The sequence below is a fragment of the Pseudoalteromonas porphyrae genome (genome assembly GCF_001298125.1).
Classification (GTDB): Bacteria; Pseudomonadota; Gammaproteobacteria; order Enterobacterales; family Alteromonadaceae; genus Pseudoalteromonas; species Pseudoalteromonas neustonica.
On the sequence record NZ_LHPH01000020.1, the window covers coordinates 1 to 16423 of the forward strand.

The 16423-nt window shown below is 39.4% G+C and carries 14 protein-coding genes; 4 read left to right on the forward strand and 10 right to left on the reverse strand.

Going from position 1 to position 16423, the window contains the following annotated elements:
- Positions 1-642 precede the first annotated feature (642 nt).
- Positions 643-1500, reverse strand: a complete 858-nt coding sequence (locus ADS77_RS15435; RefSeq protein ID WP_054206140.1) for a tetratricopeptide repeat protein — start codon at positions 1498-1500, stop codon at positions 643-645.
- A gap of 86 nt (positions 1501-1586) precedes the next feature.
- Here ADS77_RS15435 and ADS77_RS15440 point away from each other — a divergent pair, with 86 nt between their 5' ends.
- Positions 1587-2897, forward strand: coding sequence for a M20 family metallopeptidase (locus ADS77_RS15440; RefSeq protein ID WP_054206141.1), 1311 nt, complete (start codon positions 1587-1589; stop codon positions 2895-2897).
- Between the two features lie 2 nt (positions 2898-2899).
- Here the strand turns inward: ADS77_RS15440 and ADS77_RS15445 are convergent, their stop codons facing one another.
- From ADS77_RS15445 to pomA, 4 genes are all read right to left on the reverse strand, one after another.
- On the reverse strand, positions 2900-4810 hold the full coding sequence (locus ADS77_RS15445; protein ID WP_054455233.1) for a DNA topoisomerase III: 1911 nt from the start codon (positions 4808-4810) through the stop codon (positions 2900-2902).
- A gap of 67 nt (positions 4811-4877) precedes the next feature.
- Positions 4878-5366: a hypothetical protein gene (locus tag ADS77_RS15450; protein ID WP_054206143.1), complete on the reverse strand. Its 489-nt coding sequence runs from the start codon at positions 5364-5366 to the stop codon at positions 4878-4880.
- A gap of 154 nt (positions 5367-5520) precedes the next feature.
- Positions 5521-6441, reverse strand: a complete 921-nt coding sequence (locus tag ADS77_RS15455; RefSeq protein WP_054206144.1) for a flagellar motor protein MotB — start codon at positions 6439-6441, stop codon at positions 5521-5523.
- Positions 6442-6443: 2 nt separating this feature from the next.
- Positions 6444-7211: a flagellar motor protein PomA gene (gene pomA, locus ADS77_RS15460; protein ID WP_054206145.1), complete on the reverse strand. Its 768-nt coding sequence runs from the start codon at positions 7209-7211 to the stop codon at positions 6444-6446.
- Positions 7212-7513: 302 nt separating this feature from the next.
- Between pomA and ADS77_RS15465 the strand changes: the two genes are divergently transcribed.
- From ADS77_RS15465 to dxs, 3 genes are all read left to right on the forward strand, one after another.
- A complete protein-coding gene (locus tag ADS77_RS15465; protein WP_054455235.1) occupies positions 7514-7756 on the forward strand; it encodes an exodeoxyribonuclease VII small subunit in 243 nt (80 codons plus the stop codon).
- 3 nt (positions 7757-7759) lie between these two features.
- Positions 7760-8647: a (2E,6E)-farnesyl diphosphate synthase gene (gene ispA / locus ADS77_RS15470; RefSeq protein WP_054206147.1), complete on the forward strand. Its 888-nt coding sequence runs from the start codon at positions 7760-7762 to the stop codon at positions 8645-8647.
- Between the two features lie 104 nt (positions 8648-8751).
- Positions 8752-10614, forward strand: a complete 1863-nt coding sequence (gene dxs / locus ADS77_RS15475) for a 1-deoxy-D-xylulose-5-phosphate synthase (RefSeq protein WP_054455237.1) — start codon at positions 8752-8754, stop codon at positions 10612-10614.
- A gap of 75 nt (positions 10615-10689) precedes the next feature.
- Here the strand turns inward: dxs and ADS77_RS15480 are convergent, their stop codons facing one another.
- The 5 genes from ADS77_RS15480 to ribE all read right to left on the reverse strand — a co-directional run bounded on the left by ADS77_RS15480 (position 10690) and on the right by ribE (position 16365).
- Entirely contained in the window at positions 10690-13776 is a 3087-nt protein-coding gene (locus tag ADS77_RS15480; RefSeq protein ID WP_054455238.1) for a ligand-binding sensor domain-containing diguanylate cyclase, read from the reverse strand.
- Between the two features lie 196 nt (positions 13777-13972).
- Positions 13973-14458: a phosphatidylglycerophosphatase A gene (locus tag ADS77_RS15485; RefSeq protein WP_054206150.1), complete on the reverse strand. Its 486-nt coding sequence runs from the start codon at positions 14456-14458 to the stop codon at positions 13973-13975.
- Entirely contained in the window at positions 14455-15429 is a 975-nt protein-coding gene (gene thiL, locus ADS77_RS15490) for a thiamine-phosphate kinase (protein ID WP_054206151.1), read from the reverse strand. Before thiL ends, ADS77_RS15485 begins: the two co-directional genes overlap by 4 nt.
- Positions 15430-15474: 45 nt before the next feature.
- On the reverse strand, positions 15475-15885 hold the full coding sequence (gene nusB / locus ADS77_RS15495) for a transcription antitermination factor NusB (protein ID WP_054206152.1): 411 nt from the start codon (positions 15883-15885) through the stop codon (positions 15475-15477).
- Between the two features lie 15 nt (positions 15886-15900).
- Positions 15901-16365: a 6,7-dimethyl-8-ribityllumazine synthase gene (ribE, locus tag ADS77_RS15500; protein ID WP_016708079.1), complete on the reverse strand. Its 465-nt coding sequence runs from the start codon at positions 16363-16365 to the stop codon at positions 15901-15903.
- Positions 16366-16423 lie beyond the last annotated feature (58 nt).

The following is a 16423-nucleotide window of genomic DNA, read 5'->3' on the forward strand; positions in this document are numbered from 1 at the left end:
ACCTGCTCAATGAATTCTGAATTTATTTAATATCTTTCGATATTGAATTGACTGTGCCGAATAATTATTAAAAATAACTATTCTGTTGGTCACTCAGTTTCTCTTTCGAGAAATCACATTGAGACTCTAAATTTTTTGCCTTGCTTACCTATCTAAAAAGAAAGTTAAGTTCGGCTGTTAGAACTCAATCTGTACGAGTGCCCACACAGATGATTGCTTTATATTGTTAAAGAACGTTGCGATTAAAGTTAAACTTTATCTCGCTAGGGCTGCGCATATTACGCTTTCCTATTTTTTTGTCAACACTTAAATTTAAACTTTATAAAAATTCAAACTCAAGTTTTACTCGACTCACTGATTAACTCTTGCCCCGCTAAGCGTTGCTGTCTGCCGTCTCAGTGGGGTCGCATTATAGGGCGCGGTTGATTTTACGCAAGCGTTTTTTAAAGAAAACTTGAAACAACGCACCGTTCGTTCAGTTTATGAGCTAAACAGCATAAAACCCTAAGTTATCTGTATAAAATACATACCAACGTTCTCAAAGAGGATCTTCAGTATTGTCGATTATTAGTATTTCGCAAGTTTTTAATACAAAAAAGCGCCATCCACTTTGGCGCTTTCTAAAATTCAGCTATAAATTGATTAATATAAGATACTGTATAGCTTTCTTCTGTATTTAGCAGCCAAACTATCACCATCGGGTAAAGAGGCTATAATAGCTAAGTAACTTACTTTGGCATCGGCAAAGTTCAAATCTCTTTTCAATACAGTAAAGAGTAATTCTAATGCAGGCTCTTTCTTGCCAGCTTGATCGTATGCTGCACTTAACTCTACTTTTAATTCAAGATCATTAGGGTATTTTTCAACTTTCGCTTGAAGTGCTTTTAGCTCTGGCGATTCTTGTGCTTGAAGAGCTTGCTCACACTTTGCTTGAATATTTGTAAAATATGCATCTCGGTCTGTTTCGTCCACCGAGCCTAATAATGCATGTGCATCATCGAGCTTATGTATTTGAATGCAGATATCTGCTAATACTAATTTTATACGCGCATTGGTGTTATCCAATTCATACGCTTGCTTAGCAAAATTAAACGCTTGATTTAAATCTTGTGCAATGAGTGCTTGCTTGGCTTGTTCTAACAACATTTCGTGAGGTTGTGGTAAGTGCTTACTTAATGCTTCTCTTATTTGAGTTTCAGCTTGTGCACCAGCTAATACATCGACTGGGGCTGAATCTTTCAATAATACTAATGTTGGTAACGTTTGCAGCCCAACTTGCTGTGCTAGTTGTGCTGCGAGTGCTTGCTCTGCATCACAATCTAATGTGGCGATCAAAATATAGTCACCATAATCTTTTGCTATTGTTTGTAAAATAGCAGCTTGAGACTGACACTCAGGGCTTTGTGCTGAGAAAAAGCTTAATAGAACTAGTTTTTGTTGTGATGTTTCACCCAGAACTTGCTGAAGATTTTGCGGATTAACATTTACCATATTATTCATTGCGATTGATTGCCATATCAGACTATTTAGGGTTTTATATGGAGGCAAACATAATAATTACAAGCCATAAACCAAAAAGGTATTTTATGAAATTTCATAGTCTATATGCTGCACTTATACTGCTTAGTCCACTTGCAAGCTCAACAACGTTAGATCTGGAATTAGATAAAACGATGCCTGCTATTGAAAAGTTTTACTTAGATTTACACCAATCACCCGAACTTTCATACCATGAACAACAAACGGGAGCTAAGCTTGCAAAGAGATTACGGACGCTTGGCTTTGAAGTAACCGATAACATAGGCGGCTACGGTGTCGTTGGCATGTATAAAAATGGTGATGGCCCAACAGTTATGATCCGTACTGATACCGATGGCTTGCCAATTACAGAACAAACGGGCAAAGCTTACGCATCAAAGGTCACAGTAATAAATGACGAAGGGGCTAAGGTTGGAGTAATGCATGGTTGTGGTCACGATATTCATATGAGTTCGTTTATCGGCACTGCACAACAGTTAATGCTGCATAAAGGTGCTTGGCAAGGTACTTTGATGATGGTGGCACAACCTGCAGAAGAAGTAGGTGGCGGCGCAAAAGCGATGCTTAAAGAAGGTTTATTCACCAAATACCCTACTCCTGATCATGTAATTGCTTTACATGTTAGTGCCGGTGTTCCTGCTGGTAAAGTAAGCATGAAGAATGAATATACTATGGCAAGTGTAGATTCAGTGGATATAACTGTCAAAGGTAAAGGTGGTCATGGCGCTTATCCACATTTGACAGTTGACCCTGTGGTGATTGCATCACGAATAATTTTGGCGCTGCAAACAATTACTAGTCGTGAATTATCTCCTCTTGAACCATCAGTAATTACGGTAGGCTCAATCCATGGTGGATCAAAACATAATGTCATTTCAAATGAGGTGAAACTACAACTAACATTACGTAGTTATAATCCTAAAATTCGCGAGCAACAAATTGCAGCGATCAAACGTATTAGTAGTGGTATTGCGTTTAGTGCGGGCTTAACTGAAGAGTTATTACCCGTTGTTTATGTACATGAAGATGAGTCGATCCCTTCAACTTATAATAATCCAGCTCAAACTGATCTTGTACGCAGTGCGATTAGCGCCGCAATTGGCCAGAGTAATGTACTAGAAACAGAAGCGGTTATGGCTGGGGAAGATTTTGGCCTATATGGCCGCACAGATAAAAAAATTCCTATTACCTTATTTTGGTTAGGTGGTGTAGAGCAAGGCCACTATCTAGCAGCTCAAAAATCAGGGGCAACTTTACCTTCTCTGCATTCCAGTAAATTTGCTCCTGACTATAAAACTGCAATCCCAACGGGTATTACCGCGATGAGTAATGCAGCGGTGGCTTTATTTAACCAATAAACTTATGCAGTTTTGGCTTTTGGTTTGGCTTTTCTTTTAAAACGTCGCTTTGGCGACGTTTTTGGTAATTGCGCAAACACGTTGCTGTTACAATTTTTGGCTAATTCAACAAATCCTACTAAATCAGCTAATAAAGGATTTAAAAATTGTTGATAACTCATTTGTTGTTCTGCAATATTACTCAGTGACGCTTCCCATTTTGCAGTTAAATCTGGACTGGCTAAACCGTGTGGCAACGCACTGATCAATGCCTTACCTGTATCAGTTGCTAAAATAAGTTTGCCTTGGCGCTTTAAAAATTGCCTTTTAAATAACAATTCTAAAATACCCGCTCTGGTTGCTTCGGTTCCTAAGCCATCCGTTTCTTTTAATATTTTTTTAATCTCTGGATCTTTAACATAACGGCTAATGCCTGTCATCGCGCCAAGCAATGTAGCATCATTAAAATGGGCCGGTGGGCTGGTCATTTTATCGATAACTTCGCCCCGCTCACAATGTAACTTTTGACCTTTTCTTAAAGGAGGTAAGATCTGCTCATCTTTTAATGCTGTTTTTCCCATCAGTACTTTGAAACCTAAACTCACATCTTGCTTTGCGTTAGCTTTAAAAACACCACCATTAATTGTTATTTCTGCTTTTGTTTCGTTATAAATATAGTCAGGATAAAATTGGATTAGATAATGACGACAGATCAATCCATACACTTTACTTTCTTCCGCATTCAAACTTACTGACTTTAGCTGCTTAGCTGTAGGAGTAATGGCATGATGCGCCGCAACTTTACTGTCGTTAAAACACTTACCGCGTTTGCTAATATCAGCGCCTTGGCAATTTGCATCACTTTGACCACCATTAATAACAATTGCCTTTATTATACTCGCAGCTTCTTGATGATGATCTTTAGGTAAATAACGATTATCTGAACGGGGGTAGGTAATGAGCTTATGACGCTCATATAAATTTTGGCAAATATCCAATACCTTTTGTGCAGGCATTGAAAATGCTTTGGCAGCATCTATTTGTAATGCTGATAAATTATATGGCAAAGGGGCCTGTTGTTTTTTCTGCTTTTGTTCAAGCGCTGTGATTTCACCAGGTTGATTAGAAATACGTGACGCAACATTTTCAGCAAGTCCACGGTGAAGTACTCTTCCCTCTTCATCTTGATAAGGTTCACAGGCTTTACTTGGTTGCCACTTTGCAGAAAATGTCTCTTTATTTTCTGTGCTTAGGTGGGCAAATACTTCATAAAATGGCTTCGCTATAAAGTTAGCTATTTCATTATCGCGATTTACCACTAAACCTAAAATAGGCGTTTGTACTCTACCTACCGATAATACATTACCAAACCCTGCTTTTTGACCTGCAAGTGTATAGGCACGCGTTAAGTTCATACCGAACAGCCAATCAGCTCGAGAGCGGGCTAAAGCAGATACACTTAACGGAATAAAATCTCGATTTGAGCGCACATTTTGCAATGATTTTTTAACTGCGCTCACATTCAAATCACTAATCAATAAGCGTTGAATACTCTGCTTTTTAGTTTGTGATAATTTTACTTGTTCGATTACTTCATCCACCAGTAACTGACCTTCGCGGTCCGGATCGCCAGCGTGAACAAGCTGTTCAGCTTGTTTGATTAATTTTTTAAGTACAGTAAGTTGTTTACGAGTTTTAGGTTTTGCCTTTAACTGCCATTGCTGTGGAATGATAGGTAAGTCATCAAAACGCCATTTTTTATATTGTTCGTTATAATCATCTGGTTCTGCTTGCTCTAGCAAATGGCCTATACACCAAGAAACACAATCACCATTAGCAACTTCAATATAGCCGTCATGTTTTTTATGGGGTTTTGGCAACGCATCGGCAATTGCACGACCAAGTGAGGGTTTTTCAGCAATGTATAATTTCATAATAACGCGCCACAACAACTGTTTATATAAACAGTATTTTAGCACAGGTAAATTAGATGGGGAATTATTAAGCCTGTGAGGTCATATCGCGTTTTTTTAAAACTAAATATATTAATGGTAGATAACACACAACCACCGTAGCTATGTTTATAATAGGTAATAATGTTTTATACATCATAGTACTATATGAAAGATCCCAAAGGTGGCGATCAAGCAGCCTAAACAACTGTAAAATTGGGGCCCCTAAAACCACTAATTGCCCCAATATGCTTTGCCATAAATACACTTTATCTTTAATGGCTAGATATGCAATTAATGCCATCCAAGCTAGATCATTGAATGCCCAAACGACATACCGATATACATATATACCGTCATCTAAATTTTTTAAAGGATCGTGTATAAGCGTACCGTAAAGAAAAAAAGCGGCGGTTATCGAAACAAAACGAAGTGCAAAAAAATCTTTACGTAAATAGAAAACAAAAATAGCTGGGCTTAAAATAAACACCCAGCTATTTTCCAAAATTAAAATAAACTTCAAAAACCAATCAGCCATAGCTATTTTTTATCTGGTTTCTTATCATCATCGTCATTGCCACCGCCATTACCTGGCATATAGCTATACTTGTCTATTTTTCTCATAAGTCACTCCGTTACACTTGTTAAGGAAAATTTACTTTATGCTAAAAAAAGTACTTTGCCAAGTATCATTAACGAACTTCTATTGGATCTGATTCTTTCGCTTTACCTTGCATTATAGAAATCTCAACACGCCGATTACGGCGTCTATCAGTATCCGTTTCATTTGGCACTAATGGGCGGGTTTCTGCGTGACCAACAACCATCATTCTTGTTTTATCAAACCCTTGTGCTTTTTGCATTTCTGTGGCAACGGCAACAGCACGCTTAGATGACAAGTCCCAATTATTGGTATATAACTCATTAGAAACTTGAAAATCATCGGTATGCCCAGAGACTGTAATTTCACCTGGCACATCTTTTAATAACGTCGCAATATCACGAATAATTGGTTTAAATTTAGGTTGTAAAAATGCACTACCTGAAGGAAATGAACCATTTTCACGGATCCGAATAATAATTTGCTGACCAAGTGATTCAAGCTCTATTGCACCATCTATGATTTGCTGCTCCAACTGTTGAGCAATTTTTTTAACGAGTTCATTTACTTGTTCTTGATCAGCCGCCGCTGTTGATTGCTCTGATGACTGCTCTTGTGCAGTACTTTGAGATTCACCACCGCGCTTATCGCCGCGCTGCTCTTGACGACCACCTGCAGAGCTTTCATCGCCCGCTTGAAACTCTAGCATTTGCTGTGTCATTTCGACGGTTTGTTGCTGAATAGTCTCTATAGGTGTTGGCTCAGGTTTACCGGGGGTAAACTCCATGGCAATCACGGACGTTCCTTTTGGAATATCTTTAACTTCTATTTTATTTTGAACACCAAAAGCAAACTTCATCGAACCCGCAATTTGCTTAAACTTGAGGACATCCATTTCAGAAAACGCGAGCAAAAGTACAAAGAAGCACATCAACAATGACATTAAATCAGCAAAGGTTCCCATCCATGCGGGCAGACCAGGTGGTGGGCATTTGCACTCTTGATCAGACATGCTTACTCCTCAGTATCCACTTTACGTTTTGATTCTGGTAAGTAGTTTTTCAAAATACCTTCTATTACTTTTGGGTTTTGGCCATCTTGAATACCCAAAACTGCATCTAGAATCAAACGCTGGTTCATTGCTTCTTCTTCTTTACGCAGCTCTAATTTCACTTGAATTGGAATTGCTACAACGTTCGCTAAAAATGCGCCGTATAATGTGGTCAAAAGCGCTACCGCCATTGCAGGTCCTATCGCTTTTGGATCATCCATGTTTGACAACATTGCCACTAACCCAATGAGCGTACCAATCATACCCATTGCAGGGCCTATATCAGCCAGTGATTTAAATAAACCGGCCCCCGTTTCATGGCGAGTAAGGGTTAAAGAAATATCTTTTTGTAATGTAGCGCGCACAACATCAGCATCGTGGCCATCTACAAGCATATCGACACCTTTGCGCATAAATCCGTTAGGGATTTCAGCCTCTTCAAGCGCTAAGAACCCTCCTTTACGTGCTGAATCAGCAAGTTCAACTGCTTTTTCAATAAGTTCTTCAGGAGATTCAATCTTAAACATGAATGCTTTGGTTACAACTTTACCTATTCCAAGAAACTGAGACATTGTAAAGTTAGATAAAACAATAAACAGTGAACCGCCAAATACGATAACCACTGACGGTGTATTGTAAAACATCGCCATTTCACCGCTACTACTCATAAACATGGACATGACAATTAAGCCAATAGCTCCGAGAATACCTATTATGGTTGCTAAATCCACTTATCCCTCCAGAGGAATCGATACATTGCTGCCACTGACAACAAATTTTTATTATTAAGCGCTTATCGGCAATTTATTGAAATACTTAAATCATTTCATATAAATAAATTAAGAATATCGAGCTGTATTTTGTTCAATTTAATTAAGTATTACAGTAAATCTCGCATTAACCTATTCTTATACTCCAATGTATTTACGAGCAAAACCAATTATTAATTAAAAAAAACACATCAGTCTTTGACCTAGTTTAGCATTCCCCCTAAAATTGGCCTCAAATTTCTATCATCTAAGTTAAATTCTGTATGGCGACTAAAAAACCAGAAAACCTCAGTTTTGAGCAAGCACTCGAAGAACTTTCATTAATCGTCACACAAATGGAGCAAGGAGAGTTATCTCTTGAGCAGTCATTAAAACAGTTCGAACGTGGGATTTCACTAGCGGGGGCATCATCGAATAAACTACAACAAGCAGAGCAAAAAGTAGCTATTCTAATGGGTAATAATAACCAATCATCGCTTACAACTTTTGATAATGATTTGGATTAATCGGTGCCATTAAAAGAACAAATAAAACAGGCTCAACACGATGTTGAAACAACCCTTAATCAGTATTTTAAACAGCCTCTAGATACAGACGAAACCATTAAAAATGCAACTCATTATGGTGTTTTAAATGGTGGCAAACGTATACGCCCATTTTTGGTATACGCCACGGGGAAAATGCTAGGCGCAAACAAACAAGATCTTGATATTCTCGCAGCTGCCATAGAATGTATTCATAGTTATTCGCTTGTACATGATGATTTACCTGCAATGGATGATGATGACTTGCGCCGTGGTCGGCCAACATGCCATATAATGTATAGTGAGGCACAAGCTATATTGGCAGGTGATGCACTACAAACATTAGCATTTGAATTAATTGCCAATCATCAATTTAAAGTGCCTGCTCAGCAACAATTAAAAATGATTGCCGTATTGGCTAAAGCATCTGGAATTGAGGGTATGGTTGGTGGGCAAGCGTTAGATATTGCTGCTACGGATAAAGTGATTAGCTTATCTGAACTCGAACGCATGCATAATTTAAAAACAGGTGCATTATTAAACTGCGCTATAGCGCTAGGTGCCATGTGTTCTATAAATACAAATGAGCGTACACTACAACAGCTAAGAATTTTTGGAAATGCAATTGGGTTGGCTTTTCAGGTACAAGACGATATCCTAGACGTTGAAGGCGATACATACACACTCGGAAAACCACAAGGCTCTGATATCGCAGCAAATAAAGCAACTTACCCTGCAATATTGGGCTTAGATGGCGCAAAAGAAAAAGCACAATCATTACTCAATCAAGCACTCAATGCGCTAGCTGAAATTGATGCTGATACACGTGAACTCGAAAACTTGGCAAAATATATTGTTGAACGCGATTATTAAATATAGCTCAACAATGAGTAAACAATGACGTACAAAATAACTAAAAAATCAGAGTAACATTGCGCTATAATGACCTCTGGTTAGCGAAGGATGTATTAAAAATCATGACACTTGATAGTAGCAAGTATCCATTATTAGGTTTGGTTGATGAACCAGCCCAACTGCGTGATTTAGCGCAAGAAAAATTACCTGCATTTAGCAATGAGTTGCGTGAATATTTACTTAATTCAGTCTCGCAAAGCAGTGGCCACCTTGCGTCAGGCTTAGGCACTGTAGAACTTACAGTAGCACTTCATTATGTTTATAACACACCTGATGATCGTTTAGTCTGGGATGTAGGCCATCAAGCCTACCCGCACAAAATTTTAACTGGTCGGCGTGACCAAATGCATACCATTCGTCAAAAAGATGGCTTACACCCTTTTCCTTTTCGCGAAGAAAGCCGATACGATACTTTTAGTGTTGGTCACTCAAGTACTTCAATCTCAGCAGCATTAGGAATGGCGATTGCTGCTCAAAAAGAAGGGAAAGGCCGTAAAACCGTCGCTGTTATTGGCGATGGGGCAATTACTGCGGGTATGGCATTTGAAGCAATGAATCACCTAGGTGATGTTAAATCTGACATGTTGATCATTTTGAATGACAACGAAATGTCGATTTCGGAAAATGTTGGCGCACTAACTAATCATTTTGCACGGATTTTATCTGGCAGTTTTTATACAAATATTCGCGAAGGTAGTAAAAAACTTTTATCTGGTGTGCCACCAGTGAAGCAATTAGCCAGTCGAATGGAAGAGCATCTTAAAGGCATGGTTATCCCGGGAACTTTCTTTGAAGAACTCGGTTTAAACTATATTGGCCCAATTGATGGCCATGATGTGAATATGCTGGTTGATACACTACGTAACATGCGTAATTTAAAAGGCCCGCAGTTACTGCATATTAAAACTCAAAAAGGCAAAGGCTATAAACCAGCTGAAGCTGATCCTATTGGCTATCATGGCGTACCTAAGTTTGACCCTGCTATTTCAAGCCTACCAAAATCAAAACCAAGCGCAGCCACGTTCTCTAAAGTATTTGGCGATTGGCTATGTGATATGGCAAGCCAAGATGAAAAGTTGATGGCAATTACCCCGGCCATGCGTGAAGGTTCAGGCATGGTTCGATTTTCAAAAGAGTATCCGGAACAATATTTTGATGTTGCCATTGCTGAACAACACGCTGTTACTTTAGCGGCTGGTTTTGCATGCGAAGGGCTGAAACCGGTTGTTGCAATTTACTCTAGTTTTTTACAGCGTGCGTATGATCAGCTCATTCACGATGTTGCGTTGCAAAATCTCCCTGTACTATTTGCTATAGACCGTGCGGGTATTGTTGGCGCTGATGGTGAAACCCACCAAGGCGCATACGATTTAAGTTTCATGCGTTGCATTCCAAATATGATTATCATGACACCTAGTGACACCAATGAGTGCCGTCAAATGTTGTATACCGGCTATCGTTGTAACAGCCCTGTTGCGGTTCGTTATCCTCGTGGTAGTGCTGGCACGACTGAGATCAGTGAGCAAATGAGTGAACTTGAGATTGGTAAAGGCCGAGTCATTAAACAAGGGACTAAAATCGCAATTTTATCTTTTGGTACGTTACTTGAAAATGCACAATTAGCCGCAGATGAACTAGGTGCTAGTCTCGTTGACATGCGCTTTGTTAAACCGCTTGATACCGTCTTAATAGACACATTATTAGCAGAGCATGATGTTATCGTTACACTTGAAGATAATGCGATTGTCGGTGGTGCTGGGTCTGCGGTTAATGAATATTTAGCAGCTATGAAAGCAACCGCTAACATTTTAAACTTAGGTATTCCAGATGAATTCATCAAGCATGGTACACAAGAGCAAATGCATGATGAAATGGGGCTAGGAGAGCAAGGTATTCTCACTGCAATTAAACAGTTTATTGATTAATTACCTGATTAATTTCCTCATGTCACAGAAATAAAAAAGGAGCCTAAGGGCTCCTTTTTTATATTTTAAATTGCCTTATCGCATCCAAATTTTTATATCGGCGAGACCATTTGCCTGTAAAACACTGAGTTGTTGTTCAACATTATGAGTTTGTTCAAATTCAAATGCATCAAGCTGTTCATCAAACGTAATATTAGCAGCCCCGTCACCACCACGCTTTTTGACCTGCTGTAGAGCAATATCTGCTAGATTGACAGAGGTTTCCCAGCCAATTACTTGCCCACCTAAAAGTGGTAATGGGTAAAATGAAAAACCGATTGATGCTGTTAAATTTATATTACTGCCATTGGGTAATTTAAAGGTATGAGAGGCAACGGCTTTGCACAACTCTGATACGTAACTATCAATTGATGCACGTTTGAAATCTCGTAGTAATAATAAAAACTCATCACCACTCCAACGAGCAACATAATCAGAGCCCTGTGTACGGGTATTCAATAATGCAGCCATTTGTTGTAAACAACTATCTCCACCTAACGGGCCATAAGCATCATTTATGCGGCTAAAATTATCAAAATTAATAATAAGTAAAACTAAAGATTTCCCCTGCGCTTGTAACGACTGAGAATTACGTTGGAAATGCTCAATATCTTTTGGTAATTGATCAAACAAAAAGCGACGACTCCTAAGCCCTGTAAGTTCATCTGAGTGACTTACAAGTTTTAGCTGGGAGTTAACTTGGTTAAGCTTATCATTAGCTTCACGTAGCTCTGTTGTGCGCTCAGTTACCTGACTTTCAAGAGCTGCTTGCTTACGTCGTTCTTGCTTTCTAAACACCCAAAACACAAGGTAGAATAACAAAATAAAGCTGCTGGTAATGAGTAACCTAAAATAAATGGTTTCATCAAAACGTCTTGGTACTACAAACGCGTATTCGGTACTTTGAGCCTTAACCCAATCTTCACCTTGTCGCTTTGCTTCAAGTTGAAATAAGAATGGCCCTGGCGGTAAATTAGTATAAATGGCTTCACGACGAGTATTGGCATAACGCCAATCACTATCTAAACCACTAAGTCGATACCTAAATTCAATACTCGTCGGCGCAGAATAATCAATCGCTGTGTATTTAAGCGTAATATCCCGCTCATCGGTTTCAAGCTCAGGATTATCTCCTAAAGCTGCCGTAGCGAGTGTACGTAACCCTGTATTTAAACTTTCGACTTTTGGACGTAAAGGTTTAATACCGAAGAGTTCAATATCTTTAGGTATTTCAACAACACCCTGTAAACTCGGATACCACATTGAATTACCCGATTCAGCAACGGCATCATGACCTAAACCAGTGCAACACTGACTTGCTTTACCATCTAATTGGCGATCAAAAGAAGATATCACTTGCTCTACTTTTAAACTTTCAATGTCGCCACTAAATTGCTCAACCGGCATTCGATACACACCTTTCATGGTGCTAACCCAAATACGCTTTAGTTTTTCATCGTAACGCAAACTAAAAATCGACCCATATGGTAAGCCATTTGACGCATCAAGTTGATGCCACTGCCCTTGAGTACTGCGATAAAATAACCCATCATTTAACGAACCTATTAATATACCTACACCATCAATATGTAAGATACTCGTAATATAGGCGCTTTCTAAGCTTGTTTGATCACCTATTTTTTCAATACCACGATCGGTAAAATAATACGCCCCTTTACTTGTTCCTATTAGGCCAAAGTTTGCCTTATCGAGCACATAAGTAATAAACTTACTGCCTAAAAATGCATTGTAAGCAAAGGGTGTTAAACCACCGTAGCTCAATCTATACATACCTCGGCCTGTCCCAATCCAAAAGCCTCCCTTGTTGGAGCGACTGATCGCAAATACAGGGTTATCTTTTAGTGCTCGCCCAGGGACTGTGTATAAGGTTTTATTTTCATAGAAAAAAACACCTCGCCCTGTCGCTATATAAAGTCTATCGCCATCAAACTGTAAATCATGAACTGCCGCGCGGCCATATTGATTGCTCGGTATTTTATTTATAAAGTTTTTATCTAAATCAAAGTAGCCTACGCCACTTCGATTAGCGACCCATAATCGTCCATCCGGTGCTTGGCTAATAGCCATAACGGCTTCTGTCATTTGTGATATTGCAGAATGACGTTCAATCCTCCCTTCATGAGCAAGCCATAACCCCTCACTAAAGCTGGCAAGCCAAATGTTGTTTTCTTTATCACGGTATAAGTCCGCAAACCAAATACTTTGGTCAAGCTGACTGGGTTCAACCCATTGCCAGTCGCCCGAATTATCCCTAAACAATAAACGTCCGTACGTTGAAATCCAGAGCGCCCCATCAGAGTCACTCATAAATTTATAAACAGCAGAATTATTTGCATTTGGGAGGGGAAAAGATCTTAGTTCATCATCAAGGTCTAAAAAGTAAGCGCCTAACTCGGATGCCAAATACAAGTTACCTTCAAGCCAAGCTAAGTCGTGAATAATCGTTTGTGCTAATCGTTCAGGTAAGGAGACTTTAGCAGTAAGTTCTAAGCGTAATTTAGCAAAATCAGAGGATGAGTTAGTTAACCGTAATAAGTGACGTTCATTTACTAGCCATATCCCATCTGATGACAAGGCCATTTTACTGACTGAACCAACAATTTGTGTGATAGGGGTAGCGTTTGCTGCTAAGACTTGATTACTTGTATCTAGGCTTAAACTAATTTGGTTTCGAGGCACATAATATAAGCCATTAGCAGCAATCCAGATGCTCCCTTTACCATCTTCGAGTACATCTCGTACAGGGCCTTTAACATTAAATTGTTGCGCAGCCATGGTGGTTGGATCAATAACAACAATACCATCTTTGGTACCAATCCATAAATAACCATCGCTATCGACTAACAATTTATTAATACCATTACTTGGCAAAAAGTGGCTATTTAAGGTGTTGTAGTTGGTGAAGGTGTTACCATCAAAGCGGCTCAGACCAAATTGAGTACCCAACCACATATAACCCTGCTCATCTTGCACAACACTTTTAAGTGATTGTGAAGGCAAACCATTTTGTGTATTCCATTGCTTTACAACATAGTCTGTAATTGATGCCTTGCTCGGCATACTGCATAGCAGCACGGTAACAACCAATAAAAATCGCATCATAACGTCAACACCTTATTGCAAAGAACGAATACCAATTGTATTAAGCAAGTGGTCGATTATAGTGATCAAAAAAATAATCCTAAAACAATTCGACTATTGCTCCTGCACCGCCATTTCCCCATCCATGTGATTCTATAAACGCCAACGCTGCTTTGTTTAATGAACTATTTAATATAAAGCTTTAAACCTAAGACGATCAGAGCGGTAAATAGCCCAATTTGAACAATGCTTGAACACAAATTAATGAAAATATACCCGCTAAAATATCATCAGCCATTATGCCAAAACCACCATGCACACGCTTATCAAGTAAACGAATAGGGCCAGGCTTAAAAATATCAAAAAAGCGAAACAATAAAAAACCAACTAACAGAGATTGCCAACTCAGCGCAGCACCAATCATGGTAATGTAAAACCCGGCAACTTCATCCCACACAATCGCAGGATGATCGTGCACACCTAAGTCATCTGCGGTTTTGCCACATGCCCATATCCCAAAAACACTTATAACTACAGCAAAAACTATTTGTAACCACAGTGGATAATGCATAGTGATAAAAATAAACGGCAATGCTGCAAACGTGCCAAAAGTACCGGGGGCTTTAGGTGCTAGTCCTAAGCCAAAACCCAAACCAAAAAATTGATGTGGACGTTTTAAATTAAATTTTGAGGGGTTATTCAAACCGACTCCTTGGTAAAGTGTTCAAAGCCTGTACGGTCATATTCTAATTTATTACCGTCGAGCATTAGCTCAATTAGCCCTTCACCACTTTTTATTTGACCAATACAGCTCGCATCGACACCATATTGACGTAATTTCATTTCTAGCATGCTTTTATTACTGTCAGGTACAGTAAATAACAACTCATAATCATCGCCATAATTAAGAATAAAAGGCAGCTGTTGATCTCGCTTTAAAGTAGCGCGCATTGCATCTGAGGTTGGAATATTATTAACATTAATGCTCGCATTGACCTGTGACATACCAACTATATGGCCAAGATCAGCTAATAAACCATCAGAAATATCTATCGCTGAAGATGCAAAACCACGTAAAACTTGACCTGCAGCAACGCGCGGAGTTGGATAATCAAACCGTTGATTAACATATCTTAGGTGTTCTGGCGCTATATTTAAACCTTGTTTTCGAGCCTCTATAGCCAAACCCGCATCGCCTAGAGGTCCAGTAACATAAATCCAATCACCTATTTTAGCACCACTACGACGTAGCGCTTTACCTTCTGGCACAATACCTTTGGCGCAAATAGTAATACTTAAAGGGCCTTGTGTAGTGTCACCACCGATAATTTGTACATTAAAGTACTCAGCAATTTCATGCATGCCCTCGGTGAACTCTTCCAACCACTCGACGTCTATATTTGGCAATGTTAAAGCAACCGAAACCCAGGTCGGCTCAGCGCCCATTGCCGCTAGATCACTTAAGTTTACAGCAAGTACACGATGGCCTAGCGCGCGCGGAGCTATATCATCAAAAAAATGCACGCCCGCAACAAGTGTATCTGTGGTAATAGCTAACTGGCAATTTTGCGGCACAGTCACCAAAGCACAGTCGTCACCAATCCCTAAATTAACATCGCGACGAGTTATACCGCGACCTTTAAAGTAGCGATTAATTAATTCAAATTCCTTCATACACAAAAAAGCCGGCCTATGCCGGCTCTCCTCTTTGCAGTCGCATTACTTACGTAAATGCTTTACTGCTTTATCTAGTACACCATTAACAAACTTATGACTGTCTTCTGCGCCAAAGATTTTAGCAAGCTCAATACCTTCGTTGATAGCAACTTTATAAGGTACATCTTCACGGAATTTCAGCTCATAGCTGCTTAAACGTAAAATAGCGCGTTCAACTTGGTCTAACTCGTCGAAAGGACGCGTTAAATGTGGAGAGACTGCTTCGTCTAGTTGCTTATGATTTATAGCAACACCACGCGAAAGATCTTTAAAGTATTCAACATCAATTTTAGTCACATCATTTTCGATCAACATTTGTTGTTCGATATCGGCAATTGCATTGCCACTTAATTGCCAAGAATAAACGGCTTGAAGTGCTAAAATACGTGCTTTACGCCTTGCTGCTGGTTTCACAAAAATTCCTTAAACTTAAATTTTATCTAACACATTAACCATTTCAAGTGCACCTAGAGCAGCTTCGCCGCCTTTGTTGCCCATTTTAGTGCCCGCGCGTTCAATCGCTTGCTCAATGCTTTCTGTGGTTAATACGCCAAATGCAACCGGGATATCATACTCAAGCGACACTTGCGCTAAGCCTTTATTTGATTCGCCAGCAACAAGATCAAAATGTGGCGTACCACCTCTGATCACGACGCCTAAAGCGATGATTGCATCATACTCTTTTTTTGCTGCAACGCGTTTCGCTGCTAAAGGTAATTCTACCGCACCTGGTACATAAACTACGGTAATATCATCATCAGATACACCACCTGTACGTTTCAATTCATCAACAGCGCCTGCCAAAAGGCTGCTACCAATAAAGTCATTAAAGCGAGAAATAACAATTGCGAATTTCTTACCCGGAGCGTATTTATTACCTTCAATAATTTTCATTCGATAACCCTAAAAAATAAGTTTAAGCGGCTGCGATTGCGCAAAAATTGCTGCGCAT